The organism is Pseudomonas hunanensis (assembly GCF_013393325.1).
Classification (GTDB): domain Bacteria; phylum Pseudomonadota; class Gammaproteobacteria; order Pseudomonadales; family Pseudomonadaceae; genus Aquipseudomonas; species Aquipseudomonas putida_P.
The window spans coordinates 163,320-190,183 of record NZ_QJRC01000084.1 but is presented as its reverse complement, the minus strand read 5'-3'; the positions used below and the strand labels follow the sequence as shown (position 1 = coordinate 190,183).

General features: G+C 63.1%; 24 protein-coding genes and 1 riboswitch. Of the genes, 16 read left to right on the top strand and 8 right to left on the bottom strand.

Annotated features, from left to right (window positions below):
• Positions 1–67: 67 nt before the first annotated feature.
• Entirely contained in the window at positions 68–1,504 is a 1,437-nt protein-coding gene (locus DM807_RS12000) for a TolC family outer membrane protein (RefSeq protein ID WP_012274487.1), read from the bottom strand.
• Positions 1,505–1,664: 160 nt separating this feature from the next.
• Positions 1,665–1,771: riboswitch (TPP riboswitch) on the top strand.
• Between the two features lie 155 nt (positions 1,772–1,926).
• Here DM807_RS12000 and thiC point away from each other — a divergent pair.
• Complete coding sequence (thiC, locus tag DM807_RS11995; RefSeq protein ID WP_179027406.1) at positions 1,927–3,807, top strand: phosphomethylpyrimidine synthase ThiC; 1,881 nt, start codon at positions 1,927–1,929, stop codon at positions 3,805–3,807.
• A gap of 165 nt (positions 3,808–3,972) precedes the next feature.
• Complete coding sequence (cytX, locus tag DM807_RS11990) at positions 3,973–5,256, top strand: putative hydroxymethylpyrimidine transporter CytX (RefSeq protein ID WP_012274485.1); 1,284 nt, start codon at positions 3,973–3,975, stop codon at positions 5,254–5,256.
• Here cytX and DM807_RS11985 read toward each other — a convergent pair.
• Entirely contained in the window at positions 5,225–5,971 is a 747-nt protein-coding gene (locus DM807_RS11985; RefSeq protein WP_012274484.1) for an RsiV family protein, read from the bottom strand. The genes cytX and DM807_RS11985 overlap by 32 nt on opposite strands.
• A 185-nt stretch (positions 5,972–6,156) precedes the next feature.
• Here DM807_RS11985 and DM807_RS11980 point away from each other — a divergent pair, with 185 nt between their 5' ends.
• The 9 genes from DM807_RS11980 to DM807_RS11940 all read left to right on the top strand — a co-directional run bounded on the left by DM807_RS11980 (position 6,157) and on the right by DM807_RS11940 (position 15,411).
• Entirely contained in the window at positions 6,157–6,774 is a 618-nt protein-coding gene (locus DM807_RS11980) for an NUDIX domain-containing protein (RefSeq protein WP_012274483.1), read from the top strand.
• Positions 6,765–7,217: a DUF1249 domain-containing protein gene (locus tag DM807_RS11975; RefSeq protein ID WP_041166609.1), complete on the top strand. Its 453-nt coding sequence runs from the start codon at positions 6,765–6,767 to the stop codon at positions 7,215–7,217. Before DM807_RS11980 ends, DM807_RS11975 begins: the two co-directional genes overlap by 10 nt.
• A gap of 85 nt (positions 7,218–7,302) precedes the next feature.
• Positions 7,303–8,103: a 3',5'-cyclic-AMP phosphodiesterase gene (gene cpdA, locus DM807_RS11970; protein WP_012274481.1), complete on the top strand. Its 801-nt coding sequence runs from the start codon at positions 7,303–7,305 to the stop codon at positions 8,101–8,103.
• Between the two features lie 110 nt (positions 8,104–8,213).
• Positions 8,214–8,822: a YqiA/YcfP family alpha/beta fold hydrolase gene (locus DM807_RS11965; protein ID WP_012274480.1), complete on the top strand. Its 609-nt coding sequence runs from the start codon at positions 8,214–8,216 to the stop codon at positions 8,820–8,822.
• 34 nt (positions 8,823–8,856) lie between these two features.
• Positions 8,857–10,761 (top strand): DNA topoisomerase IV subunit B, encoded by a 1,905-nt coding sequence (gene parE / locus DM807_RS11960; RefSeq protein ID WP_060493956.1) that lies wholly within the window; start codon positions 8,857–8,859, stop codon positions 10,759–10,761.
• On the top strand, positions 10,758–11,744 hold the full coding sequence (locus tag DM807_RS11955; protein ID WP_012274478.1) for an esterase-like activity of phytase family protein: 987 nt from the start codon (positions 10,758–10,760) through the stop codon (positions 11,742–11,744). Before parE ends, DM807_RS11955 begins: the two co-directional genes overlap by 4 nt.
• The gene (locus DM807_RS11950; RefSeq protein ID WP_012274477.1) at positions 11,741–12,259 is read left to right on the top strand and encodes a retropepsin-like aspartic protease family protein; all 519 of its coding nucleotides are present in this window, start codon (positions 11,741–11,743) and stop codon (positions 12,257–12,259) included. The genes DM807_RS11955 and DM807_RS11950 overlap by 4 nt, the downstream gene beginning before the upstream one ends.
• A gap of 10 nt (positions 12,260–12,269) precedes the next feature.
• On the top strand, positions 12,270–14,528 hold the full coding sequence (gene parC / locus DM807_RS11945; RefSeq protein ID WP_012274476.1) for a DNA topoisomerase IV subunit A: 2,259 nt from the start codon (positions 12,270–12,272) through the stop codon (positions 14,526–14,528).
• Positions 14,529–14,700: 172 nt separating this feature from the next.
• Positions 14,701–15,411 (top strand): PqiC family protein, encoded by a 711-nt coding sequence (locus DM807_RS11940; protein WP_041166608.1) that lies wholly within the window; start codon positions 14,701–14,703, stop codon positions 15,409–15,411.
• A 78-nt stretch (positions 15,412–15,489) separates the two neighbouring features.
• Here the strand turns inward: DM807_RS11940 and DM807_RS11935 are convergent, their stop codons facing one another.
• Positions 15,490–16,950, bottom strand: a complete 1,461-nt coding sequence (locus tag DM807_RS11935) for an AhpA/YtjB family protein (RefSeq protein ID WP_041166607.1) — start codon at positions 16,948–16,950, stop codon at positions 15,490–15,492.
• Between the two features lie 134 nt (positions 16,951–17,084).
• On the opposite strand from DM807_RS11935, the gene serB reads away from it, so the two are divergent.
• On the top strand, positions 17,085–18,299 hold the full coding sequence (serB, locus tag DM807_RS11930) for a phosphoserine phosphatase SerB (protein WP_012274473.1): 1,215 nt from the start codon (positions 17,085–17,087) through the stop codon (positions 18,297–18,299).
• Positions 18,300–18,407: 108 nt separating this feature from the next.
• On the opposite strand, the gene asd is transcribed toward serB, so the two are convergent.
• The 3 genes from asd to DM807_RS11915 are packed head-to-tail and all read right to left on the bottom strand — an operon-like array spanning position 18,408 to position 21,670.
• Positions 18,408–19,271, bottom strand: coding sequence for an archaetidylserine decarboxylase (gene asd / locus DM807_RS11925; RefSeq protein WP_060493955.1), 864 nt, complete (start codon positions 19,269–19,271; stop codon positions 18,408–18,410).
• 9 nt (positions 19,272–19,280) lie between these two features.
• Complete coding sequence (locus DM807_RS11920) at positions 19,281–20,090, bottom strand: rhodanese-like domain-containing protein (protein WP_060493954.1); 810 nt, start codon at positions 20,088–20,090, stop codon at positions 19,281–19,283.
• A gap of 44 nt (positions 20,091–20,134) precedes the next feature.
• The gene (locus DM807_RS11915) at positions 20,135–21,670 is read right to left on the bottom strand and encodes an HDOD domain-containing protein (RefSeq protein ID WP_179027405.1); all 1,536 of its coding nucleotides are present in this window, start codon (positions 21,668–21,670) and stop codon (positions 20,135–20,137) included.
• A 130-nt stretch (positions 21,671–21,800) separates the two neighbouring features.
• On the opposite strand from DM807_RS11915, the gene motA reads away from it, so the two are divergent.
• Together motA and motB are read left to right on the top strand one after the other, a co-directional pair.
• Entirely contained in the window at positions 21,801–22,652 is an 852-nt protein-coding gene (gene motA / locus DM807_RS11910) for a flagellar motor stator protein MotA (protein WP_012274469.1), read from the top strand.
• A 3-nt stretch (positions 22,653–22,655) separates the two neighbouring features.
• The gene (gene motB / locus DM807_RS11905) at positions 22,656–23,708 is read left to right on the top strand and encodes a flagellar motor protein MotB (RefSeq protein ID WP_012274468.1); all 1,053 of its coding nucleotides are present in this window, start codon (positions 22,656–22,658) and stop codon (positions 23,706–23,708) included.
• Between the two features lie 89 nt (positions 23,709–23,797).
• Here motB and DM807_RS11900 read toward each other — a convergent pair whose 3' ends face one another.
• Positions 23,798–24,277 carry a hypothetical protein gene (locus tag DM807_RS11900; RefSeq protein WP_012274467.1) on the bottom strand — a complete coding sequence of 160 codons (480 nt, stop codon included), beginning with the start codon at positions 24,275–24,277 and terminating at the stop codon, positions 23,798–23,800.
• Positions 24,278–24,411: 134 nt separating this feature from the next.
• Positions 24,412–25,443: a small ribosomal subunit biogenesis GTPase RsgA gene (rsgA, locus tag DM807_RS11895; protein ID WP_012274466.1), complete on the bottom strand. Its 1,032-nt coding sequence runs from the start codon at positions 25,441–25,443 to the stop codon at positions 24,412–24,414.
• Between the two features lie 152 nt (positions 25,444–25,595).
• On the opposite strand from rsgA, the gene orn reads away from it, so the two are divergent.
• A complete protein-coding gene (orn, locus tag DM807_RS11890; protein WP_012274465.1) occupies positions 25,596–26,138 on the top strand; it encodes an oligoribonuclease in 543 nt (180 codons plus the stop codon).
• A 91-nt stretch (positions 26,139–26,229) separates the two neighbouring features.
• The gene (locus tag DM807_RS11885) at positions 26,230–26,841 is read left to right on the top strand and encodes a trimeric intracellular cation channel family protein (protein ID WP_012274464.1); all 612 of its coding nucleotides are present in this window, start codon (positions 26,230–26,232) and stop codon (positions 26,839–26,841) included.
• The last annotated feature ends 23 nt before the right edge of the window (positions 26,842–26,864 follow it).

Below are 26,864 nucleotides of genomic sequence, written 5' to 3'. Positions count from 1 at the left end.
GCTTGCCCGCTCCCACAGGATTTGAATTGTGGGAGCGGGCGAGCCCGCGAAAAAGCCAACATCTATCTCAAGGGCGGCGCTCGAAGTTCTTCGCCGCGGCAGCCGCCAGGTCCGGTGGCAGGAAGTCCTTGTCCGGGTTGTAGTCCGCTTTCAGGTAACGCTTGAGGTCCTGCAGGTCTTGCGGGCTCAGGGTGCCGGCTGCCTGCTTCAGGCTCAGGTTGTCGAGAATGTAGTCATAGCGGCTGTTGTTGTAGTCGCGCACCGAGGTGTACAGCTGGCGCTGGGCATCGAGCACGTCGACGATGTTGCGTGTACCGACCTGGTAACCGATTTCGGTGGCTTCCAGCGCACTCTGGTTGGAGATGATCGACTGCTTGCGCGCCTGTACCTGCTCTACATCGGTGTTCACCGCGCGGTGCAGGTTGCGGGTGTTTTCCACCACCTGGCGGCGCAGGCTTTCGCGTTGCTGCTCGCTCTGGCTCAGGCGCTGGTAGGCCTCGCGCACCTGCGAGCTGGTCAGGCCGCCGCTGTAGATCGGGATGTTCAGTTGCAGGCCGATGCTGGTCTGCTCGACATCGCCGCCGTAGCGCGTGACGGGGGCTGGTGCGGGGTTGGTGAAACCGAAGTTGTCGTTGTCACCTTTCTGGTACTTGGCCACTGCGTCAAGGGTCGGCGCATGGCCGGCCTTGCGCTGGCGCAGGGTTTCTTCGGCGGCGGAAACCGCGTAGTTGGTCGCCAACAGGTTGAGGTTCTGGCGACCAGCGGTTTCTACCCAGGCCTTGGCGTCGTTAGGTGTAGGCACCTGCACCGGCAGGGTGTGCACCACCCCCTGGATCGAGGTGTATTCGCGGTTGGTCAGGGTCACCAGGGCCTCGAAGGCGTCTTGCACCTGGCGTTCGGCGATGATCCGGTTGGCCCGGGCGGTGTCGTAGCTGGCTTGGGACTGCAGCACGTCGGTCTTATCGGAAAGGCCGACGTCGAAGCGTTCGTTGGACTGGTCCAGCTGGCGTTTGAAGGCCGCTTCCTCGGCCTTGGTCGCGGCCAGGTTGTCCTGTGCGCGAAGTACGGCGAAGTAGTTCTGCGCGGTTTGCAGGATCAGGTTCTGCTCGGTCGCCGACAGCTCCAGCGCTGCCTGTTCGTTGACCGCTTCGGCCGCTTGCAGCTGGAACCAGCGGTCAGCGCGGAAGATCGGCTGAGCCAGGGTGGCGCTCCAGGTGTTGCCGCTGCGGTTGCTGGTGGTCGATGGTTCGTCCAGCTTGGTGCGCGTGTTCAGCATTTCGGCGCCGGCCGACAGGTTTGGCAGCAACCCGGCACGGGCTTGGGGCACCACCTCTTTGCGGGCGCCGTAATCGGCGCGTGCCGCCGCCAGGTCGGCGTTGTTGTCGACCGCTTCCTGATAGACGCTGACCAGGTCGGTCTTTACTGATTGGGGCACGTCCGCTGCCCAGACCACTCCGTTGGACGCACAAGACACGGCTATCGCCAGTGAGAGTTTGCGCAGCATAGAGGCAATCCTTGTACGAAATTTAATTACTGAACTGTTGAGTATCGCGCGACGGGCCAGTGTAGTGCCATGCGCACCCGGCAACAATCGCTTGGTGTGCCTTTCATCATCCGCGCATTTACCCGCTTGGCTTTGCCGACCACTCCAGTCTAGACTGCGCAGGTTCTTGTCGGGGTGCCTTGAAGCAAAGGCTGAGATCGCAGAGGTGCGGATCCCGTTGAACCTGATCAGGTTAGCGCCTGCGTAGGGAACAAGATTGCTCGCCTTCCCGGGGAGCCTCTTGTGCCAGGTCCGGGATTGTCACAGCTGCATGCAGCTTCAGGCACCCCCATACCCGGCACTGCACTCCAAAGAGGGTGCGTCCGCGCGTTTCAGGTTCACCCCGACATTCCACTGCTAGGAAGCCGTCTGGAGAGCCTGTGATGACCAAACAAGAAAAAGCGATCAACCTCAGCGAATCGGCACAAGTCGATCAGCAGTCCGTGCAACCGTTCCCGCGTTCGCGCAAGGTCTATGTCGAAGGCTCGCGCCCGGACATCCGTGTACCCATGCGTGAAATCAGCCTGGATGACACCCCTACCGATTTTGGTGGCGAGACCAATGCCCCGGTGCTGGTGTACGACACCTCCGGCCCATACACCGACCCCAACGTGATCATCGACGTGCGCAAAGGCCTGGCCGACGTGCGTTCAGCGTGGATCGACGCCCGTGGTGACACCGAGCGCCTGGACGGCCTGAGCTCCGACTTCGGCCAGCAGCGCCTGAACGACGCCGAGCTGGCCAAGCTGCGTTTCGCCCATGTGCGCAATCCGCGTCGTGCCATGGCGGGCGCCAACGTCTCGCAGATGCACTATGCCCGCCAGGGCATCATCACCGCCGAGATGGAATACGTGGCCATCCGCGAAAACATGAAGCTGCAGGAGGCCCGCGCAGCTGGCCTGCTCAAAGAGCAGCATGCTGGCCACAGCTTCGGTGCCAACATCCCGAAAGAAATCACCCCCGAATTCGTCCGCCAGGAAATCGCCCGTGGCCGCGCGATCATTCCGGCCAACATCAACCACCCGGAAGTTGAGCCGATGATCATCGGCCGCAATTTCCTGGTGAAGATCAACGGCAACATCGGCAACAGCGCCTTGGGGTCCTCGATCGAGGAAGAAGTGGCCAAGCTGACCTGGGGCATCCGCTGGGGCTCGGACACGGTCATGGACCTGTCCACCGGCAAGCACATTCACGAAACCCGCGAGTGGATCATCCGCAACTCGCCGGTGCCGATCGGCACCGTGCCGATCTATCAGGCCCTGGAAAAGGTCAACGGCGTGGCCGAGGACCTGACCTGGGAGCTGTTCCGCGACACACTGATCGAGCAGGCCGAGCAGGGGGTGGACTACTTCACTATTCACGCCGGTGTGCTGCTGCGTTATGTGCCGCTGACCGCCAAGCGTGTCACCGGTATCGTCAGCCGTGGGGGCTCGATCATGGCCAAGTGGTGCCTGGCGCATCACAAGGAAAACTTCCTGTACACCCACTTCGACGAAATCTGCGAAATCATGAAGGCCTACGACGTCAGCTTCTCGCTGGGCGACGGCCTGCGCCCTGGCTCGATTGCCGACGCCAACGACGCCGCGCAGTTCGGTGAGCTGGAAACCCTCGGCGAACTGACCAAGATTGCCTGGAAGCACGACGTGCAATGCATGATCGAAGGCCCTGGCCACGTGCCGATGCAGTTGATCAAAGAGAACATGGACAAGCAGCTGGAGTGCTGCGACGAAGCGCCGTTCTACACCCTCGGCCCACTGACCACCGACATTGCTCCGGGCTACGACCACATCACTTCGGGTATTGGTGCGGCGATGATCGGCTGGTTCGGTTGCGCCATGCTCTGCTACGTCACGCCCAAGGAACATTTGGGCCTGCCGAACAAGGACGACGTCAAGACCGGCATCATCACCTACAAGATCGCCGCGCATGCCGCCGACCTTGCCAAGGGCCACCCAGGTGCGCAGATTCGCGACAACGCCCTGTCGAAGGCGCGTTTCGAGTTCCGTTGGGAAGACCAGTTCAACCTTGGCCTTGACCCGGACACGGCCCGTGCCTTCCACGACGAGACGCTGCCGAAGGAATCGGCCAAGGTCGCGCACTTCTGCTCGATGTGCGGGCCGAAGTTCTGCTCGATGAAGATCACCCAGGAAGTGCGTGAGTACGCCGCCAAGATCGAGGCCGTGGATGTGACGGTCGAAGAAGGCATGCGTGAGCAGGCCGAGCGGTTCCGCCAGGAAGGCAGCCAGCTGTACCACAAAGTGTAAGAACGCTGGGGCCGCTTAGCGGCCCTTTCGCGACACAAGGCCGCTCCCACAGGGACCGCACAAGGCTCAAGGCCTGCGCGGCCACTGTGGGAGCGGCCTTGCGTCGCGATTCGAGGACGAAGTCCTTGCCAAGAACACCAACAACATTGCCGGCGAGCGCCAACCATGACATCACCCAGCCAATTCTCCCCCGACCACCCGGTCCCCACCCACCAGCGTATCTTCGGTGCCCGCGACCTGTTTTCGCTGTGGTTCTCCCTAGGCATCGGCCTGATGGTGCTGCAAGTCGGTGCCATGCTGGCGCCAGGCCTGGGCCTTGCCGGCGCGGTGCTGGCCATCGCCCTGGGCACCGGTGTCGGTGTGCTGTTGCTGGGCGCCGCCGGGGTGATCGGCAGCGACACCGGCCTGTCCGCCATGGGCACGTTGAAACTCAGCCTGGGCAGCCATGGCGCGCGTTTGCCGGCGTTGCTCAACCTGCTGCAACTGGTGGGCTGGGGCGCGTTCGAAATCATCGTCATGCGCGATGCTGCCAGCCTGTTGGGCGCGCGAGCCTTCGGTGAGGAGAGTGCCTGGAACAGCCCGATGCTGTGGACCCTGTGTTTCGGTGCGCTAGCCACCTTGCTGGCCGTCAGCGGGCCACTGGCCTTCGTGCGCAAGGTGCTGCGCGCCTGGGGGATCTGGTTGCTGCTGGGCGCTTGCGTCTGGCTCACCTGGAACCTGTTCGCCAAGGCCGACCTGGCTGATCTGTGGAGCCGCGCGGGTGACGGTTCGATGTCCCTGGCGGTGGGCTTTGATATCGTCATCGCCATGCCGCTGTCCTGGTTGCCACTGATTGCCGACTACTCGCGTTTCGCCCGCAACGGCAAGCATGTGTTCGGTGGCACGGTCGTGGGCTATTTCATCGGCAACACCTGGCTGATGAGCCTGGGCGTGGCCTACACCCTGGCTTTCGCCGCCAGTGGCGAAGTCAATGCGCTGCTGCTGGCGCTGGCGGGGGCCGGCATGGGTATCCCGTTGCTGCTGATTCTGCTGGATGAGTCGGAAAAAGCCTTCGCCGACATCCACTCGGCGGCAGTTTCAACCGGTGTGCTGCTGCCGCTGAAGGTCGAGCACCTGGCACTTGCGATCGGCGTGCTGTGCACCTTGATCGCCCTGCTGGCCCCCTTGGCCCAGTATGAGAACTTCCTGTTGCTGATCGGTTCGGTATTCGCGCCGCTGTTCGGTGTGGTGCTGATGGACCATTACGTGATCCGTCGTCGTCGCCTGCCTGCGCAAATCGATGGCTTGCACTGGCAAGCGCTGGTGGCCTGGTTTGCGGGTGTGGCGGCCTATCACCTGATTGCCGCTAATGCACCGGAACTGGGCGCTACCCTGCCAGCATTGCTGCTGGCAGGTGTGCTGCATGGGCTGCTAAGCCTCAGCCGCGGCCGGGAAACAGCTCAGGCTTGAGCACGCCATTGAGGCGTGGGTAGGGGATCTTCAATTCCACGTGGCCCATGGAGTAGGGCGCGATGGCATAGACCTCGTACTTGACCACTACCGCGCCGTACGTCAGGGCGATGTGCGGCGACTTCTTGAACGGCCAGGTTTTGACGAACTCGGCGTCCTTGTCCATGCCCACGCTCATCAACCAGGCGCGGTGTGACTCCTCGACGGTTTTCCAGAAGGTGTCCTCCTGGCCCGGCACCAACATGTCCTGCAGGGTCAGTACCTTGTCCAGCTTGCGCGAGTAGTTGATGAAGCCACGCCCCGGCATGCCGTGGGCGCCACCGCTGTCCAGGTAGCTGGACAACTCGATGATCACCAGCCCGTCATGCTGCTCGCGTACCTTGGCCTGCAAGTAGCTGCTGTTACGTTTGTCGGCATTGGCCAGGTATTGCTGTTCGTAGGCCTGCAGGGTGCTTGGCGCGGTGCCATGCTGATTGTCTTCGGTCAATTGCAGCAGGCGTTTTTCAACGATGCCATCGAGCTTGGGCAGGGCCGGGAAGTGGACCATGTCGATATTCACCAGCGGGCAGTCACGCTCGCTGCAGCCGGGTTTGACATGCTCCCAGGCGTCGCGCTTGACCTCGAGCGGAGCCCGGTAGTTGGGCGTGAACAGGCTCTGGCAGGCGCCTAGAGCGAGTGCCAGCACGGCCACGGAAGTCAGTTTGACAAGTGTCATGATGATCCTTGCAGAACAGGGAAAAGTCGGCCTTTGACCGTCTGCGCGGCCTTCAGTTCGCCACTAAGCTAACAGAGTGAAGACCTGCTGTCCTGAGTGCGCCAGCGGTTGCCAGAAAGGGATGAAACCGGCAGGCGTGCAGAGTAGGATGGCGCGAAGCAGTATTCGAGGTAATGAGGATTTCCATGTCAGACGCGTTGAACTCAGTGCCCAAGGGCTTCGAAATCATCGAGCGGGCCAATTGCTTCCAGGGCTTTTACAAGCTCGACAAGCTTCGCCTGCGCCATGAGTTGTTTGCCGGGGGCATGGGCCGCGAGATCAGCCGTGAACTGTTCGTGCGCCACGATGCGGTGTGCGTGCTGCCGTACGACCCGTTGCGTGATGAAGTGGTGCTGATCGAACAGTTCCGTGTGGGTGCACTGGACAAGGTCGATAACCCCTGGCTGATCGAAATGGTTGCCGGGCTGATCGACAAGGACGAGCAACCCGAGGAAGTCGCTCACCGCGAAGCTGAGGAAGAAGCTGGCCTGACATTCAGCGCCCTGTGGCCTATGACGCGTTACTTCCCGTCGCCTGGCGGTAGTGACGAATATGTTCACCTGTTCCTTGGCCGTTGCAGCAGCCAGGGCGCGGGCGGCCTGCATGGCCTGGAAGAAGAGGGTGAAGACATCCGTGTGCGTGTGTGGTCGTTCGAGGATGCCTTGCAGGCGGTGCGCGACGGGCGCATCTGCAACGCAGCGACCATCATTGGCCTGCAATGGCTGGCGCTGAACCGTGACGAAGTACGAGGTATGTGGAAGTGAACCTGCTGCGTGAGCGCTATCGAGTCGACCTGGTCGGGCTGCAGGCAGCCTGCGAGGCCAACTACGCCCGGCTGATGCGTCTGTTGCCTGACATGCGCACCACTCAAAGCTCGCGCCGTATCGGTATGACCCAGGGCGACCAGATGCTTGGCGTGCTGGTACTCGACGTGGTCCTGGCCTGCCCGTATACCACCACCCTGCATGTGCGCCAGGAACACAGCCTGCCGTGGTTGCCCGTGCCGCACCTGGAAGTGCAGGTGTATCACGATGCACGCATGGCCGAAGTGGTCAGCGCCGAACACACCCGGCGCCTGCGCAGTATTTACCCCTACCCGAACGCGGCCATGCATCAGCCGGACGAAAAGGCCCAGCTCAACCTGTTCCTCGGTGAATGGCTCAGCCACTGCCTGGCCTGTGGCCATGAACTGGCAAGTGTTCGCTGAATTGTGACGTGGGTCGGTTGCGGGTGTTTGCTCGTGACCTTCGCGCAGCCATAATTCGTGCTGAAATCGTTCGAGGAGATGGCCGTTGTCGCCGCCAGACCAATCCCGCCCCGTGCATGTGGTGCAACTGACTGATGCCCACCTGTTCGCCGACCCGGCCGGCAGCATGCTGGGCCTGAAAACCCGTGACAGCCTGCGCCATGTGGTGGCCCAGGTGCGGCGCGAGCAGCCGCTTGTCGATTTGTTGCTGTGTACGGGCGACCTGTCCCAGGACGCCAGCGTTGCATCCTATGAAGCGTTTCGTGAACTGACCGCAACGTTTGCCGCGCCCACCCGCTGGTTGCCGGGCAACCATGACGAGGCCCAGGTGATGGCGCACGTGGCGCCAGAGCTGGTACAAGCGGTCACCGATATGGGTACGTGGCGCGTCATCATGCTCAACACCGCCGTGCACGGCGCTACCCACGGGTTTCTCGAAGATGGCCAGTTGGCCGTGTTGAAAGAAGCCTTGAAAGATGCGGGCGAGCGGCATTGCCTGGTGTGTTTCCACCATCAGCCGGTGGACATTGGCTGCGCCTGGATCGCGCCGATCGGCTTGCGCAATGCCCAGGCGCTGTTCGACATTGTCGAGGGTTATCCACAGGTGCGGGCCTTGCTGTGGGGGCATGTGCATCAGGAGTGGGATGAAGTACGCGGGGGGCGGCGCTTGCTGGCTACTCCGTCGACCTGTATCCAGTTCGCCGCACGCAGCGAAGACTTCAAAGTGAGCGAAGAGCAGCCGGGCTACCGCTGGTTGCGTCTGCATGCCGACGGGCGGCTGGAAACCGGGGTGGAGCGGGCGCTGGACTTCGCTGTGAAACTCGACTTCGATAGCCCAGGGTATTGAAGAAATTGTTGCGAAACCCGTGACACTGCGTCAAAACCCGGCGAACGCGCTACACTGCGCGTCCCTGCGCCCGCACCATCAGGCGCGAAGCCACAGATTCCGGGGGCAGCATGTCGGGTTCCATCCTCTATATCCATGGCTTCAACAGCTCGCCGCTTTCGACCAAGGCGCGCCAGCTCGAAGCCGTGATGCAGCAACTGGGCTTGTCGGCCCAGCTACGTGTGCCCGCCTTGCACCACCACCCACGCCAGGCCATCGCCCAGCTCGAAGCGGCCATCGCCGAACTTGGTGCGCCACTGTTGGTGGGCAGTTCGCTCGGCGGCTACTATGCCACCCATCTGGCCGAGCGCCATGGCCTCAAGGCGTTGCTGGTCAACCCGGCGGTAACCCCGCACAAGCATTTCGACGGTTACCTGGGCACCCAGCGCAATCACTACAGCGGTGAAACCTGGGAGCTGACCCACGACCACGTGCAGGCACTGGCCGAGCTGGAAGTGCCGGCCCCGGTAGATGCCAGCCGCTATCAAGTGTGGCTGCAGACCGCCGATGAAACCCTGGACTATCGCCACGCCGAGCGCTATTACCGTGCTTGTGCCCTGCGCATTCAGGCCGGTGGCGACCACAGCTTCCAAGGCTTCGCCGAGCGCCTGCCGGCACTGTTGGCGTTCGCCGGCATTGCCCGTGGGCAGTATGCTGCGCTCGATTTTTCTGTATTTTGACTTTTTGCACTCACCAGACTGACGACGAGACCCTATGGCCAATCCCAGCGCTAGCGCCTATAACGCAGACGCCATCGAAGTCCTCTCGGGCCTTGACCCGGTCCGCAAGCGGCCGGGCATGTACACCGATACCAGCCGCCCCAACCACCTGGCCCAGGAAGTCATCGACAACAGTGTCGACGAAGCCCTGGCCGGCCACGCGCGTTCGGTGCAGGTCATCCTGCATGCCGACCACTCGCTGGAAGTCAGCGACGACGGCCGTGGCATGCCGGTGGACATCCACCCGGAAGAGGGCGTGTCCGGGGTCGAGCTGATCCTCACCAAGCTGCACGCTGGCGGCAAGTTCTCCAACAAGAACTACCAGTTTTCTGGCGGCCTGCATGGTGTGGGCATTTCGGTGGTCAACGCCCTGTCGACCCAGGTGCGCGTGCGTGTCAAACGTGACGGCAACGAATACCAGATGACGTTCGCCGACGGCTTCAAGGCCAGCGAGCTGGAAGTGGTCGGCTCGGTCGGCAAGCGCAACACCGGCACCAGCGTGTACTTCAGCCCCGACCCCAAGTACTTCGACTCGGCCAAGTTCTCCATCAGCCGCCTCAAGCACGTGCTCAAGGCCAAGGCAGTACTGTGCCCGGGCCTGCTGGTCACCTTCGAGGACAAGGCCAGCGGCGAGAAGGTCGAGTGGCATTATGAAGATGGCCTGCGTTCTTACCTGGTCGATTCGGTCAGCGAATTCCAGCGTCTGCCCGACGAGCCGTTCTGCGGCAGCCTGGCTGGCAACAAGGAAGCCGTGGACTGGGCGTTGCTGTGGTTGCCAGAAGGTGGCGACAGCATCCAGGAAAGCTACGTCAACCTGATCCCCACCGCTCAGGGCGGCACCCATGTCAACGGCTTGCGTCAGGGCCTGCTGGATGCCATGCGTGAGTTCTGCGAGTTCCGCAATTTGCTGCCGCGTGGCGTGAAGCTTGCGCCAGAGGACATCTGGGAGCGCATTTCCTTCGTGCTCTCGATGAAAATGCAGGAGCCGCAGTTCTCTGGGCAGACCAAAGAGCGCCTGTCATCGCGCGAGGCGGCCGCGTTCGTTTCCGGCGTGGTCAAGGACGCCTTCAGCCTTTGGCTCAACGCCCACCCCGAGCTGGGCATGCAACTGGCAGAGCTGGCCATCAGCAACGCCGGGCGCCGCCTCAAGGCCAGTAAAAAGGTCGAACGCAAGCGCATCACCCAGGGCCCGGCACTGCCTGGCAAGCTGGCCGATTGCGCCGGCCAGGACCCGATGCGTGCCGAACTGTTCCTGGTTGAGGGTGACTCGGCAGGTGGCTCGGCCAAGCAGGCGCGGGACAAGGAGTTCCAGGCCATCCTGCCGCTGCGCGGCAAGATCCTCAACACCTGGGAAGTGGACGGTGGCGAAGTCCTGGCCAGCCAGGAAGTGCATAACATTGCCGTGGCCATCGGCGTAGATCCGGGTGCCACCGACCTTGCGCAGCTGCGCTACGGCAAGATCTGCATCCTCGCCGACGCCGACTCCGACGGGCTGCACATCGCCACGCTGCTGTGCGCGCTGTTCGTCCAGCACTTCCGTGCGCTGGTCGAGGCCGGGCATGTGTACGTGGCCATGCCGCCGCTGTACCGCATCGACCTTGGCAAGGAAATCTACTACGCCCTCGACGAAGCCGAGCGTGACGGCATTCTCGACCGCCTGGTGGCCGAGAAGAAGCGCGGCAAGCCGCAGGTCACCCGCTTCAAGGGCCTGGGCGAGATGAACCCGCCACAGCTGCGCGAAACCACCATGGACCCGAACACCCGGCGCCTGGTGCAGCTGACCCTGGATGACGTGGAGGCCACCTGCGAGCTGATGGACAAGCTGCTGGCCAAGAAACGCGCCGGTGACCGCAAGAGTTGGCTGGAAACCAAAGGCAACCTGGCCGAGGTCATGGTTTGATTCGGCAAGTACTTGCCGTTTGCCTTGCGCTGGTTGCCCTGCCTTGCCTGGCGGGCAACTGGCCAGAGCTGAAGCTCAGTGGCGAGCACCCGATCGATGGCATGCGCGGTGGCAACCTGTCTGGCCTGGCGCAATGTCGGGGCGGGCTGTGGGGTGTTTCCGATCGCGACGACGACCGCATTTACCGCTTCGACCAGCAGAACACCACCTGGCGCGCACAACCGCTTACCTTCACCCCGCCAACGCCGCCGGAAAGCGGCCTGCCGTGGGGGCTGAAGTCGCGCAACTGGGCAGCGTCGTACATTCGCGGTGGCGAGCTGGATTTCGAAGGCATCACCTGTGACCAGGCGGGTAACCTGTACCTGGTCAGTGAAGCCCATGCCGCGGTGCTGCAATTGCCGCTGCAAGGCGAGCCGGACTGGTTGAAGATCGACCCGGCCATGGTGCGTCAGGCCCGGGCCAGTGGCATGTTGCTGAACTTCAATGCCCTGTTCGAAGGCTTGGCGATCAACCCGGCGGGGGACCGTCTGTGGCTGGCCGCCGAGCGTGAACGCCGCGGCCTGGTGGCTATCGAGCGCCAGCAATCGGTATGGACCTGCGGGCGTAGTTGCGTGCTGCTGAGCGAGGCCGGGGTCGAGATGCAGCCGGCGCAAATGCCCGATGCCCGGGCCTTGTCGCGCGATTTCGCCGACCTGGCCTGGTACGAGGGCAAGCTGTTTACCCTCGAACGTAACGCCTACCGGGTGTGCCGGCGGGATGCCGACAGTGGCAAGGTCGAGCGTTGCTGGTCGTTCGCTGCCGATGCGCTGGTGGAATCACGCCGCTATTCGCAGCCGTTTGGCCTTGCCGAAGCACTGGTGATCGATGCCAAGGGCGCCTGGATCGGCCTGGACAACAACAACGGCGCCCGCGCCGATGGCGAAACCCGCCCGATCGTCTGGCGTTTTGATGCGCCGCAAGGCGGCTGGAGCGCCAAGCCATGAGCCAGGCGCCGGGCAAGCGCGCGGGCAGGGTGCTGATGGTCGTCGCTTGGGCGGCGGCGCTGTTCCTTGCCACGCGCTTTTTCGGCCAATGGGAGGACAGCCAGCGCAACCCCAATAGCCAGGTGCAGTCCGAGCATGGCGAAGGTTTTATCGAAGTGCGCCTGTTGGGCAACGGCCAAGGGCACTTCGTGCTCGACGGTGCGATCAACGGCCAGGTGGTGCACTTCATGCTCGACACCGGTGCCACCGACGTGGCGATCCCTGAAGCGCTGGCCCGCGAGTTGAACCTCGAACGCGGCAGCCCGGTGCTGCTCAGCACTGCCAACGGCCGTACCGAGGGTTACCGCACGCGTCTGGCCAGCCTGCAATTGGGCGATATCCGCCTGCAGGACGTACGCGCCATCGTGGTACCGGGCCTGGACGGGCCCACCGTATTGCTGGGCATGAGTGCCCTGCAGCAACTTGAATTTACCCAGCGCGGCGGCACCATGCTGTTGCGCCAGAACCTGAAATGACGAGGCCCGCATGAGCGACTCACTGGAACTCAGCCTGGACGGTGTCGAACGCCGCTCGCTGGCTGACTTCACCGAACAGGCCTACCTCAACTACTCCATGTACGTGATCATGGACCGCGCCTTGCCGCACATCGGCGACGGCCTGAAGCCGGTGCAGCGACGCATCGTCTACGCCATGAGCGAGTTGGGGCTCGATGCCGATTCCAAGCACAAGAAGTCGGCGCGTACCGTCGGTGACGTGCTCGGCAAGTTCCATCCCCACGGCGACTCGGCCTGCTACGAGGCCATGGTGCTGATGGCGCAGCCGTTCAGCTACCGCTATACCCTGGTCGATGGCCAGGGCAACTGGGGTGCGCCGGACGATCCGAAGTCATTCGCCGCCATGCGTTACACCGAAGCGCGGTTGTCGCGCTACGCCGAAGTGCTGCTTAGCGAAGTCGGCCAGGGCACCGTGGACTGGGTGCCGAACTTCGACGGCACCTTGCAGGAGCCGGCCGTGTTACCGGCGCGCCTGCCCAATATCCTGCTCAATGGCACCACCGGTATCGCCGTGGGCATGGCCACCGACGTGCCGCCGCACAACCTGCGTGAAGTAGCCAGCGCGTGCGTGCGCCTGCTCGACGAGCCCAAGGCCACCATCGAGCAGCTGTGCGAGCATATCCAGGGGCCGGATTACCCGACCGAGGCCGAAATCGTCACGCCACGGGCCGAAATCCTCAAAATGTACGAAAGTGGCCGTGGCTCGATCCGCATGCGCGCCGTGTACCGTGTCGAGGATGGCGACGTCGTTGTCACCGCGCTGCCGCACCAGGTCTCCGGGGCCAAGGTGCTGGAGCAGATCGCCGCACAGATGCAGGCCAAGAAGCTGCCGATGGTCGCCGACCTGCGCGACGAGTCGGACCACGAAAACCCGTGCCGTATCGTCATCATCCCTCGGTCCAATCGCGTGGATGCCGACGAGCTGATGCAGCACCTGTTTGCCACCACCGACCTGGAGAGCACCTACCGGGTCAACGTGAATATCATCGGCCTCGACGGCCGGCCGCAGTTGAAAAACCTGCGAACCATCCTGGTGGAGTGGCTGGAGTTCCGTACCAATACCGTTCGTCGTCGCTTGCAGCACCGTCTGGATAAGGTCGAGAAGCGCTTGCACCTGTTGGACGGTTTGCTCACCGCGTTCCTCAACCTGGATGAAGTGATCCACATCATCCGTACCGAGGAGCACCCCAAACAGGCGTTGATCGCCCGCTTCGAACTCACCGAAATCCAGGCCGACTACATCCTCGAGACCCGCCTGCGGCAGTTGGCGCGCCTGGAAGAAATGAAGATCCGCGGCGAACAGGACGAGTTGCTGAAGGAGCAAGCCAAGCTGCAGGCCCTGCTGGGCAGCGAGGCCAAACTGCGCAAGTTGGTGCGCAGCGAGCTGATCAAGGATGCCGAAACCTATGGCGACGATCGCCGTTCGCCAATTGTCGAGCGCGCCGAAGCCAAGGCCCTGTCGGAAAACGAGCTGATGCCGACCGAGCCGGTCACCGTGGTGCTCTCCGAGAAGGGCTGGGTGCGCTGCGCCAAGGGCCATGACATCGACGCCACCGGCCTTTCCTACAAGGCTGGCGACGGCTTCAAGGCCGCTGCGGCCGGGCGCTCCAACCAGTTTGCCGTGCTGATCGATTCCACCGGGCGCAGCTACTCGCTGCCCGCCCACAGCCTGCCATCGGCGCGTGGCCAGGGCGAGCCGCTGACAGGCCGCCTGACACCGCCACCGGGGGCCACTTTCGAATGCGTACTGCTGCCTGATGACGATGCGCTGTACGTGGTGGCTTCGGATGCCGGCTACGGCTTCGTGGTCAAAGGTGAAGACCTGCAGGCCAAGAACAAGGCCGGCAAAGGTTTGCTCAGCCTGCCCAACGGCGCCAAGGTCATGACCCCACGCCCGGTGGCGGACCGCGAGCAGGACTGGCTGGCGGCGGTGACCACCGAAGGTCGCCTGTTGGTGTTCAAGGTCAGCGACCTGCCACAGCTGGGTAAAGGCAAGGGCAACAAGATCATTGGCGTGCCCGGCGATCGGGTGGCCAGCCGTGAAGAATTTGTCACCGATCTGGCCGTGATTCCCGAAGGTGCAACCCTTGTATTGCAGGCCGGCAAGCGTACCCTGTCTTTGAAAGGGGACGATCTGGAGCATTACAAGGGCGAGCGTGGGCGGCGCGGCAGCAAGCTGCCACGCGGGTTCCAGCGCGTCGATGGGTTGCAGGTGGAAGTGCCGGCGTAACGACCAGAAATGTCTGGAACGGCAATTTCAGCGCCGTTCCGGGCAGAAATGCTGGAGTCGGACGGTTATTTCGCGGATGATATGGCCCTTGCGGTGCCGACGTAGTCGTGTGCCCGTTTGAATCTACATGTATCACTGCGGTGTGCCTTGTGGCGGCCGCCTGGATGGGATGATGAAATTTCTGCGCCTTCCATTTGCGCTGTTGATGACTGGCCTGCTGGGCCTTGGCGGGTGCACCATGCATCAGCCGGTTGCCCTGTACCAGCTCGACAGTGGTGATCCTGGCCAGCCTTCGCAGAGTGCGGGCATGGCCGTGGTGCTCGGCCCGGTATCGGTGGCCGATTACCTGCAGCGTGAAACCTTTCTGCAGCGTCAAGCCGATGGCAGCCTGAGTGCGGCGACCGACGGCCGTTGGGCTGGCAGCCTTTCGTCGGATATCGACCAACTGCTGGTGCGCCAACTGGCCTGGCGTCTGGACAGCCAACGCGTTGTGCTGGCACCGGCGACCACGGGCTTCAGCCCGGACGTGCAGGTGTTGTTGTCGATCACTCGCCTGGACTCGGGCAAGGATCAGCCGGCCATACTGGATGCCCAGTGGCGTCTGCTCGACCGCCGTGGCCATGTGCGTGACAACCGTATCGTTCACCTCGAACAGCCGCACGAGGGCAGCGAATCGTCGCAGGTTCAGGCTCAGGGCCAACTGCTGCAGAAGCTGGCCGAACAGCTGAGCACAGCGCTGAAGCCGCTGGCCAACCAGCCGGCGATTGCCGAAGAGTCGCCTAAAAAGCCCGCTGCGCCGGTACAGGTGAAGAAGGCACCGGAGAAATCCAAGATCCCGATGGCCTCCCCGATTCGTACCGATATGGAAGTTTATCGGTTCTGATCGAACTGCCAGGTACGAAAAAGCCCGCGATCATGCGGGCTTTTTTTTGCCTCTACAGAGAGGCCGCTTCCATAGCTGTCAGGCCCTGCGCTCGTGCATCCGCGCCAGCTGCCGTTCCAGCATCGACGGGTAGGGCTCCATCAGGCGCTCCACGCAGCAGGCGCCTTCTGGGCTGGCAATCGGACGAATGCGGGCGCGCTGACGAATCAGCGCGTCATCGCTGATCTGCCGCTCCACCAACAACAGGTTGCGGCTGTGCTGCGACAGTGCCAAAGCATCCTGAACCTTCTCGGCCATCAGCAGATCAACCAGTTCCAGCCCATGCAGGTCGTTGCCCAGCACCAGGCCCAGTTGCAGCTGCAAGGTGATGCCGCTGTCGGCCACTTCGATCTGCAGAGCATGGCCCAGGGCGCGCAACAGCTCGCCGCAACAAATGGCGTTGGTCAGATAGTCTTCGCCACACTCGCGGCTGTGGAACAGCACCAGGGTGCTGCCATCGTCGAGCGTGTGGGTTTCGCCGTCGTAGAGTGAGGCCGCGTGCTCCAGGCAGTCGCGGTAGCGCTCGGTCAGCTCGGTCAGGCGTGTGCGTGGCAGGCGGCGCAGTTGCTCCTGCGAGCCCAGCTGCACGGCCAGTACGGCGCTGTACTGCGGCTCATCGGACTCGACCAGCGCGGCGGCTTTGGGCGCAGGGTCGTCGTCCAGCAGGCCGGCGAAGGCTTCGTCGTCATGCTCGTCTTCCACGGCGACAACCTTGGCGCGCGGCGCGGCCTTGGCGGGGGGGGCAGCTTCGTGCAGGTCGTCAAACGACTCGTCGTCGTCTTCCTCGAGCTCTGGTTCTGGCGGCGGCGGTGGAGCCAGGCGTGCATGCAGCTGGCGGGCGATGTCGCCAATCTCGTCCTGGCGGTCGGTGGCCGGGGTATAGGGCTGTGGGTCGCGCAGCCATACCCGCAGTTGCAGCAGCGGCAGGGTGATGTAGCGGCCTTGACGCAAGCTCAGGGCCAAGGCCAGGGCCAGCAGAATCGCGGCCAGAATGCCCATGCTCTGCAGGCTGATCAACATCGGCTGCTGGAACTGGCTCATGTCCAGGCTGATGCGCAACTGCCCGGCTGTCACGTCCTGGAAGGTGATCTTGGTCTGGTACAGGCCTTCGGCTTCGCCCAACAGGCTGTTGCGCGGGCGCTGGCCAGCTTCGGCGAGGATACGGTTGTCCACGCTGTAGATCGCCGCATGGGCCACCAGCGGGTTTTTCACCAGGTTGCCGAGCAGCACATTGAGGCTGAGGATGTCGTTCGACACCAGCAGCTCGGTTGCCGACGTGGCAGTCTGGGTGGTCAGGCTCTGCCCCAGGGCATCGGCCTGCTCATGCATGGCCTGCTTGAACTGCAGGCCCATCACGCAGGCGTAGATCACCAGCGCCAGCGCCACCAGGAAGATGTTGGTGCAGGCGATGCGCAGTGCCAGCGGCACGCGACGTTGACTCAGGGCACGATAGATCATCAGGAAGAAGTTATCTGGTTTGACTGGCGTGGGCCGGTTCACTGAGCTCGGCTCTTAATGGCATGAAAGTGGGGGGAGTATAGCGAGCCGGGTTTTGTCGGCAAAGTATCGTTGGCGCCCGATGGTCATGGAAAATCGGTAGAATGCGCATTTTTCATCGAAGTCGGAGCCAGGTTGTGCGCGAAATCGTCCTGATCAACATCACCGGTGAGGACCGTCCCGGTCTCACTGCGGCTATCACCGGCGTCCTGCTGCAGGGCGGTGTGAGTATCCTCGACATCGGCCTGGCGGTCATGCACGGCACCTTGTCGTTTGGCATCCTGGTCGATATCCCGGACAACGAAGTGGCGACTGCCCTGCTGCAAAGCGTGCAGGCCAAGGCCCACGAGCTGAACCTGCAGGCCCGCTACACCCCTATTTCCGAGGCGGATTACCAGCACTGGGCCGATGGCCATGGCGAAGCGCGCCACATCGTTACGCTGCTCAGCCGCAAGATCACCCCCGAGCAGTTGCAGCGGGTGAGTGCGGTGATCAGCCAGTACGGCCTGACCATCGAGCGCATCGAGCGCCTGTCGGCCCGTGTGGCGCTGGACGCCGAAACCGACAAGGGCAAGGCAGCCGTCGAGATTTCCGTGCGCGGCGTACCGAGCGATGCCCAGGCCCTGCGTGCCGATTTCTTTGCCTTGGCTGAAGCGCTGAGCATCGACATCGCCTTCCAGAAAGACGACCTGTTCCGCCGCAACCGCCGCCTGGCCGTGTTCGACATGGATTCCACGCTGATTGAGGCTGAAGTCATCGACGAGCTGGCCAAGGCGGCCGGTGTGGGCGAGCAGGTCGCGGCGATCACCGAGCGTGCCATGCGCGGGGAGCTGGATTTCCGCGCCAGTTTCAAGGAGCGCATGGCGCTGCTCAAGGGCCTGGATGTGGGGGTGCTGGACGAAATCGGTGCCTCGCTGCGCCTGACCGAGGGTGCCGAAAACCTGTTCGCCGAGCTCAAGCGCCTGGGTTACAAGACTGCGATCCTGTCCGGTGGCTTTACCTACTTCGCCCGCCAGGTGCAGGCGCGCCTGGGTATCGACTATGTGTTCGCCAACGAGCTGGAAGTGGTCGATGGCAAGGTGACCGGGGTGGCGGTAGAGCCGATCGTCGACGCCCAGCGCAAAGCCGAGCTGTTGCAAAAGCTGGCCAACGAAGAAGGCTTGCAGCTGGAGCAGACCATTGCCGTGGGGGATGGTGCCAACGACCTGCCGATGCTGTCGCTGGCTGGGCTGGGTGTCGCGTTCCGTGCCAAGCCGCTGGTGCGCCAATCGGCCAAGCAGGCTATTTCTACCCTGGGGCTGGATGGCGTGCTGTACCTGCTGGGCCTACGCGACCGCGACGCGCGCGGCTAGTTTGTCGTTGTATCTTCAGTGCCTGTGAGATCGAGCGCCGCGCGGGTGGCGCTCGATCTCACAGGCGCTAAATAAACCGCGCCAGCCACTTCAAAGCAAAAACCGCAGTCAAGCCTGTACAGGCTCTGCCAGCAGTTGCCCCATGCGCACTGCAGAACCAGCACCCAGGCTTTCAGCCCACTTCACCTGCTCCGGCCCGAACAGCACGATGGCGGTCGAGCCCAGCTTGAAGCGGCCCAGCTCGGCGCCCTTTTCCAGATGGATCGGCGCGCGGCTGGCTTCGTCGTAACGGAAGGTTTTCAGCTCACGCTTTGGCGGCGTGACCAGCCCGGCCCATACGGTTTCGATCGAGGCAACGATCATCGCGCCAACCAGCACCACAGCCATTGGCCCACGTTCGGTATCGAACAGGCAGACCACACGCTCGTTGCGAGCGAACAGCTCGGGAACGTTCTCTGCGGTGGTCTGGTTGACCGAGAACAGGCGGCCCGGCACATAGACCATTTCACGCAGGGTGCCGGCCAGCGGCATGTGCACGCGGTGGTAGTCCTTGGGCGACAGGTAAATGGTGGCGAACTCGCCGCCCATGAACGGCGCGGCCATGGCCGGGTCACCGCCCAGCAGCTCTTGCGCGCTGAAACCGTGGCCTTTGGCCTGGAAGATGCGGCCGTGCTCGATCGGGCCGAGCTGGCTGACAGCACCGTCGGCCGGGCACAGGATGGCGCCCGGGGTTTCGTCCAGCGGGCGGGCGCCTGGCTTCAGGGCGCGGGTGAAGAACGCGTTGAAATGCTCGTACGCGCTCAGGTCTTCGACCAGCGCTTCGCTCATGTTGACCTGATAGCGCTTGGCGAACCAGGCAGTGAAGGCATTTTTGAACCAGCGTGCGCGGCACTCGGCGACGCAGCCGGCCAGTCGCGACAGCAGGTGGTGCGGCAGCAGGTACTGGCTGATGATGAACAAACGGGATTTCATGCAGGTTCCTTAAACTTCTACAGGCGTGTCCGGGTGGTTGCCCCATTCGCTCCACGAGCCGGCGTAAGCCTTGACGCGTGGGTAGCCGAGGGCCTTGGCCACCAGATAAGTGAAGCCGGAGCGGCGGTGGGTCTGGCAATGGGTGATCACTTCCTTGTCCGGTGTGATGCCCAGCTCCAGCAGGACGTCGGCGATGTCCTGGCGAATGCGCAGGTGGTCGTTGAGGTCCATGCCGGCGGTCCACTCGAAATTGATCGCACCGGGGATGTGGCCGCCCTTGGCTGCCAGCACTTTCTCGCCACTGAATTCCTGCGGGCCGCGCGCGTCCCAGATGACCAGGTCATCGGCGCCCAGGCGGCTTTGCAGGTACTCGCGCGTGGCCGTGGGGGCGCTGTCGATACGCAGGCGTACCGGGGCGTTGCCGCTGGCGGGCACTTCAGTGGACAGCGTATCTGCCGGCCAGGCCTGGATACCGCCATTGAGGTAGTGGTAGCCCTTGTGCCCGATCACATCGAGCAGCCAGATGAAACGCCCCGCCCAGCCGCCGCCTTCATCGTCGTACACCACATATACGGCGTCGTCGCGATGGCCGAGTTCGCTGAACAGTTTTTCCAGTTCGCCCAGGGCCGGCAGCAGGCCGGGCGCGGGCGGCTGGCCAAGCTGGGTGCGCTTGCCTTCGACAAAGCGTGCGCCGGGGATATGCCCGCTGACATAGCGGTTGGCGCTGCTCAGGTCGACCAGGATCAGCTGCGGCGAATCCAGGCGTGGCAGCAGGTCTGCAGCTTCGATCACCAGGGGCAGGCCGGAAAAGTCAGTCATCCACGGTCTCCAGTGTGGAAAGAGGGGCGATTGTAGCGCAAGGCTCAGCCCTTGCGGTTGGCAAACACCGACAGGGCGCGCTCGATGCATTGCGCGGTCTTGCCGACAGCTTGCACGCTGATATCGGCCAAGGGCCGACAGCCCTGGTCGGCCACCAGCAGCATCAGCACCTGGTCGTTCACCGCCAATGAACGCAGCAGTACATGCTCGCTGCGGAACAAGGCACGCAGCGGGGCGGGCAGCAGGGCCGAAAACTGGCTGTGGTTTTCCGGGGTTATGCGCAGTTGCCCAGCCTGGCTCATCAGCTTTTGCAGCAGCTTGTTCTGCGACACCTGCAGGGCCAAAGCCCCGGCTTCCTTGGGCAGGCCGGCAATCTGCTGTACGCGCAGGTAGTCACTGGCCTTGTCCAGGCTCAACAGCATGATGCGTTGCATGCCGCAGGCCAGCAGGGCCTCGCGGGCCTGGGTGGCCAGGTGTACGGTGTTGGTGAACGGGCTGGGTTGGGCCAGCAGGTCCTGGCACAGTGTGCGCCAGCGTGCCAGGTCGTCGCTGCTGGGCGGTGGCGGGGCCAGCATGTCCGGGTGCGGGCGGCGTTGGTGCCACGGCCAGATCAACGCTTCTGCCGGATGGAACAAGGCATGTCGGGCGTGGCGGCGGGCGCTGGCAGCGGCCTGCTGGTGCACCTGCTGCTGCACGTCTTCCAGCGAGGTCTGCAGGTACAACGCAGTCAGCAGTTGCCAGCGCAGCAAGTGTGGGTTGTCCCAGCCGACCTGTGCTGCCAGGGCCAGGTTGTTGGCCAGCAACACGGTATTGGCCGGCTGGTTGAACCAGCGCCGCAGGCCGGGCTCGGCGTCCAGGCGGTGCTGCTGGCTGAGCAGGTCTTCGTCGCGGGCGATGTTCAGCACCTGGGCCAGTTGATCGCGTTCTTCCAGCAGCAGGCGGTAACCCTGGGTGACCCATTGTGGCAGGCGCCAGTACTCGGCCATGGTCTGGCACAGCGCCATGATGCGCACGCCAAACAGTTCTTCCTCCACCCCTGCTGCGGCCTCCCCCTTGTGGATTACCCGCAACTCCCAGGTATCGAGCAACTTGGGGTAGGCCAGCGCCAGCGGCCACAGTGGCGAAAGGAACAGCAGGCTGCCCCAGTGAATTTCTTGCCAGAGCCGTGCCAGGCGGCTGGCGAACAGACCACTGGCCTGCTGTGCGGCGTGCTGGCTGATCATCTGGAACTGGCACAGTACCGGCGGGATTTCTTCCACAGGCAACGCTGGCAGGCGTCTGAGCAGCTGTTCGCTGCGCTCCAGGCCCAGACGGTTGAGTGCGACTTCCAGGCTTTCGGCGGGCTCGGCCAGGCTGGCATTGGTGGGGTGATTGGCTTCGCGCATCACCGACAGCACCAGTGCCGGGCTGTCCTGCATCAGTTCGGCGATATCGCGCAGCGAGCGGCGGCTATCGTTTATGGCGGCCATGACCCGGTCGTAGCTGTGCTTCGGCACGGGGATGCGAACACTCTCGAGCAGCTTTACCCAGGCCTCTAACGTACGCGGGGCCTGAGCGGGCACCTTGGTTTCAATTGGCATTTTGACATCAGTCCGAACTGGCTTTTCGCATTGAGTGGCTATAGTCTGGCGCAGTTCTGCCGATAAGTAGAAGAAGAGTTTTAAAGCTCCCGTCTCTTCCCCTGACCACGACAGCAAGTGCTTTGAACCTATGGCTAAAATTATCGGCATCATCGTCGTATTCGCGAGCGTGCTCGGCGGCTACGTGCTCTCCCACGGCAAAATCGCAGCGCTGATCCAGCCGTTCGAAGTACTGATCATTGGCGGTGCGGCCTTTGGTGCGTTCCTGCAGGCCAACCCTGGCCACATGACCATGCACGTCATCAAGAAGTCGATGAAAATGTTCGGCTCGCGCTTCAGCCATGCCTTCTATCTGGAGGTGTTGGGCCTGGTGTACGAGATCCTCAACAAGAGCCGTCGCGAAGGCATGATGGCCATCGAGGCCGACATCGAGGACGCCGCCGCCAGCCCGATTTTCGCCAAGTACCCGACGGTACTGGCCGATGAACGCATGACTGCGTTCGTCTGCGACTACCTGCGCATCATGTCTACCGGCAACATGGCCCCGCACGAGCTCGAGGGCCTGTTCGACATGGAACTGCTGAGCATGAAAGAAGAGCTGGAGCACCCGTCGCACGCGGTGACCGGCATCGCCGACGGCATGCCGGGCTTCGGCATCGTCGCGGCGGTACTGGGTATCGTGGTGACCATGGCCTCGCTGGGCGAAGGTGACCAGGCGGCCATCGGCATGCACGTGGGTGCGGCGCTGGTCGGTACCTTCTTCGGTATTCTGGCGGCCTACGGCTTCTTCGGCCCGTTGGCCAAGTGCCTGGAGCACGACGCCAAGGAAGAGCTGAACTTGTACGAATCGATCAAGGCTTCGCTGGTGGCCTCTGCCTCGGGCATGCCGCCTTCGCTGGCGGTCGAGTTCGGGCGCAAGGTGCTGTACCCCAAGCACCGCCCAAGCTTCGCCGAACTGGAACAAGCGGTTCGCGGTCGCTGAGTCATGGAAAACAACCAGCCCATTATCGTCAAGCGCGTCAAGCGCTTTGGCGGCGGCCACCACGGCGGCGCCTGGAAAATCGCCTTCGCCGACTTCGCCACGGCGATGATGGCGTTCTTCCTGGTGCTGTGGCTGATGTCCACGGCCACGCCAGAACAGAAGATCGCTATTGCCGGCTACTTCAAAGACCCGATCGGCTTTTCGGAAAGCGGCACGCCCTACGTCATCGACCTGGGCGGCTCGCCTGAGCTGGCACCGGAAAAGACCATCAACCCGGAAGTGAAGGCCGAACCGACGCAAGAGTCCACCACCCAACTGAGCAAGGACCAGGTCGAGACCATGGCCGAGCAGGTGGAGCGTGAGCGCCTGGAACTGCTGCTGCAAGAACTGCAGAACAAGGTGGAAGAGAACCCGCAGTTGCAGAAGTTCAAGGACCAGATTCTGTTCGAGATCACCCAGGACGGCCTGCGTATCCAGATCATGGACGCCGAGAACCGGCCGATGTTCGACATTGGCAGTGCGCGCCTGCAGCCGTACTTCGAAGACATCCTGCTGGCCATGGCCGACACCATCAAGGCGGTGCCGAACAAGATCAGCATCAGCGGCCACACCGATGCCAAGCCGTATGCCGGCACTGGCGAGTTCGGTAACTGGGAGCTGTCGGCCAACCGCGCCAACGCCGCACGTCGTGCGCTGGTGGCCGGTGGTTACCCGGACGGCCAGGTGGCGCGGGTGGTGGGCTACGCCTCGTCGTCGCTGTTCGACCGCAAGGACCCGTTCAACCCGGTCAACCGCCGCATCGACATCATCGTGCTGACCAAGAAGGCCCAGCGCAACATCGAGGGTGAGCAGGGAGCGCCGGAGGCACCGGCCGCCCCGCCTGCCGCACCGCCAGCCAATGACGCTGCGCCAGGGGCTTCGGCACCGGCCGCGCCAGCTGCATCGGGGACGGGTGGCGAGGCCGAACAGGCACCGATGCAGCCGCGCGAACTGCGCCAGAAACTGAACATCTTCGAGGATGGTACGTTGAAGATGGATGAGGCCAAGGACCAGTAAGCCCGGCATTTCGCGGGCACAACTGTCTTGCTCAACATCCAGGGGGTTCGCGATCACCGGCGTAGCCGGTGTTTGCGGCTGCATCTCCGTCAGAACCCCCGCCTGATCTTGGCCTTGAGATCAGCATGAAAGAAGGCTGCATTATCCCTGTCAGTGCAAGAGCCGCGCCCCGGCGGCAGTGTCATGGCTCGCTCGAACATGCGTTCGTCATGATAAGCCCGCACGAACAGGTCGATATGCGTACGTTCGCGCATGGCCGGCCATTTGCTCAGGCAAACCGGCAGTGCGCCTGAACCTTTGCGGAAGAAACTCACTCGCCGGCAGGTAATCGCTGCCGCCCCCAGCAGCCAGGCGGTCCACCAGGCGTCGTTGGTATCGGTCGGCAATACTCCGATCCAGTGGGTGGCATCGTTCATCTGCTGGCAGAAACTGCCATACAGGTCGTCATGGGTTTGCCCGTCGCAGTCCAACTGCACCACTTGGGTGGGGATGCCTTCGAGCAGCAGGCGCTCGTTGAGAATAAAGGCGTCGAGCCGCACTTCGTGGCGGTAGCTGATAAGAACCGGCATGGCGGTTACCCTCCCTGATAGAAGCCATGACCATCAGGGAAAGCGGACGTGTGGGCAATAGATGACGGCGAAACCAGAGCCGTCCTACACGGCTCGGTAATAAATCCTACAGATTGCTCTGGCCCGCCGCCCAGTCAGTAGCTGTCTTCTGTGAGGCTGGCGATGATCGAGCGGTAGCTGTTCATGCGCTGCGGCTTGATACGCCCCTCGTCCAGGGCCTTGAGCAACGCACAGCCCGGTTCTCGGTCATGCTTGCAGTCGCGGAAACGGCATGTACCGAACAGGTCACGGAACTCGATGAAGCCATCTTCCACGTCGTCGCGGCTGACGTGGCCAAGGCCGAACTCACGAATACCCGGCGAGTCGATCAGGTCGCCGCCGTTCGGGAAGTGGTACAGCCGCGCCGTGGTGGTGGTGTGAGTGCCTTGGCCCGACCATTCCGACAGGTCGCCGACGCGAGTGCCAGCGTCTGGCAGCAGGCTGTTGACCAGCGATGACTTGCCCACCCCCGACTGGCCGACGAACACGCTGATGTGACCGTCGAGTTGCTGTTGCAGGCGCTGCATGCCGTCACCCTGGTGTGCCGATACTTCCAGCAGCGGGTAGCCCAGTTCGCGGTAGACCTCCAGCAGTGCATGCAGGCCGGGGCCGTTCTCGTCGTTGATCAGGTCGGCTTTGTTCAGCAGCAGCAGCGGGCGCAGGCCGGCGTGCTCGGCAGCTACCAGGTAGCGGTCGATCAGGTTCGGGTGTGGCTCCGGGGCCGGGGCAAAGACAATCACGATCAGGTCGACGTTGGCCGCCACCGGTTTCAGCTGGCCGTGGTTGTTCGGCCGGCAAAGCTCGGTGCTGCGAGGCATCTGCGCCACGATCACGCCAATGCCCTGGTTGCCCGCCCGCCACACGACGCGGTCGCCGGTAACCAGCGCCGGCAGGTTGGCGCGCAGGTGGCAGCGGAATACCTGGCCTGCGCCTTCGCCGTCCTGGGCTTCTACTTCTACCTGCACGCCGAAGTGCGCGATCACCAGGCCCAGTTGCTCCGGCCCCAGGTCGCCTCCCTCCAGTTCCTGCAGCGCATGCTGCTCGCGTTTGGCTGCACGAGCGGCGCGCTCGCCCTGGATTTTTTCGATCCGCCAGTTCTGGCGGCGATTGAGCTGGCGTTTGGCCATGAAGGTACCGTGAGAAAGGCCCGGGGTGGGGCATTGAAAACGGCAGGCAGTTTAGCACGCCAGGCGCTGGACTATTCCGCTAACCTTTGAGCGGTGAATGGGCGTGCCTGGGCCACTAGGCTACTATGACGGGCTATACGAGGAGCCCCTGCATGCAAAACCCACAGAACCTGATCTGGATCGACCTGGAAATGACCGGCCTGGATCCAGACAGCGACGTCATCATCGAAATGGCAACCATCGTCACCGACAGCGAGCTGAACACCCTGGCCGAAGGGCCGGTGATCGCCATCCACCACAGTGACGACGTGCTGGCGCGTATGGATGAGTGGAACACCCGCACCCATGGCGCTTCGGGCCTGACCCAGCGCGTGCGCGAGAGCAAGGTCAGCATGGCTGAAGCCGAGGCGCAGACCATCGCCTTCCTTGAACAGTGGGTACCCAAAGGCAAGTCGCCGATCTGCGGCAACAGCATCTGCCAGGACCGCCGTTTCCTCTACCGTCACATGCGCAACCTGGAAAACTACTTCCACTATCGCAACCTGGATGTTTCCACTCTGAAGGAGCTGGCCGCGCGCTGGGCGCCGAATGTGCGTGACAGCTTCAAGAAGGGCAATACCCACCTGGCGCTGGACGATATTCGCGAGTCGATCGCCGAACTGCGTCACTACCGCGAGCACTTCATCAAGCTGTGATCCGAAACGGCGCAGATATTGTGTCTGCGCCCCCTTTTGGTGCCTTGGGCAACTGGTTAGACTGCGCGCCTTTCCTGCACGGACCCGCACCATGTTGTTGATGCTCTATCTCGTTGCCATCACCGCCGAAGCCATGACTGGCGCGCTGTCTGCCGGGCGTCGCGGCATGGACTGGTTCGGCGTGGTGCTGATTGCCTGCGTCACCGCCCTGGGGGGCGGCTCGGTGCGTGATGTGCTGCTCGGGCACTACCCGCTGACCTGGGTGAAGCACCCCGAGTACCTCGTGTTGACCAGCTTTGCGGCGCTGCTGACTATTTTCATTGCGCCGATGATGCGCCGCCTGCGCTCGCTGTTTCTGGTGCTCGATGCCCTGGGGCTGGTGGCGTTTACCCTGATTGGCTGCATGACGGCGCTGGAAATGGGGCAGGGCATGCTGGTGGCGTCCATCAGCGGGGTGATCACCGGGGTGTTTGGCGGCATCCTGCGGGATATCTTCTGCAACGACATCCCGCTGGTGTTCCGTCGCGAACTGTATGCCAGCGTGTCGTTCGCGGCGGCGTGGTTCTATCTGGGCTGCGTGTATTTCAAGGTGCCGGCGGAGCAGGCGATGCTGCTGACCTTGTTTGGCGGTTTCCTGCTGCGCCTGTTGGCGATTCGCTTCCACTGGGAAATGCCCAAGTTCCACTACAACGACCAGCAGTGAATTCTGGGCCGCGCCGCGGCCCC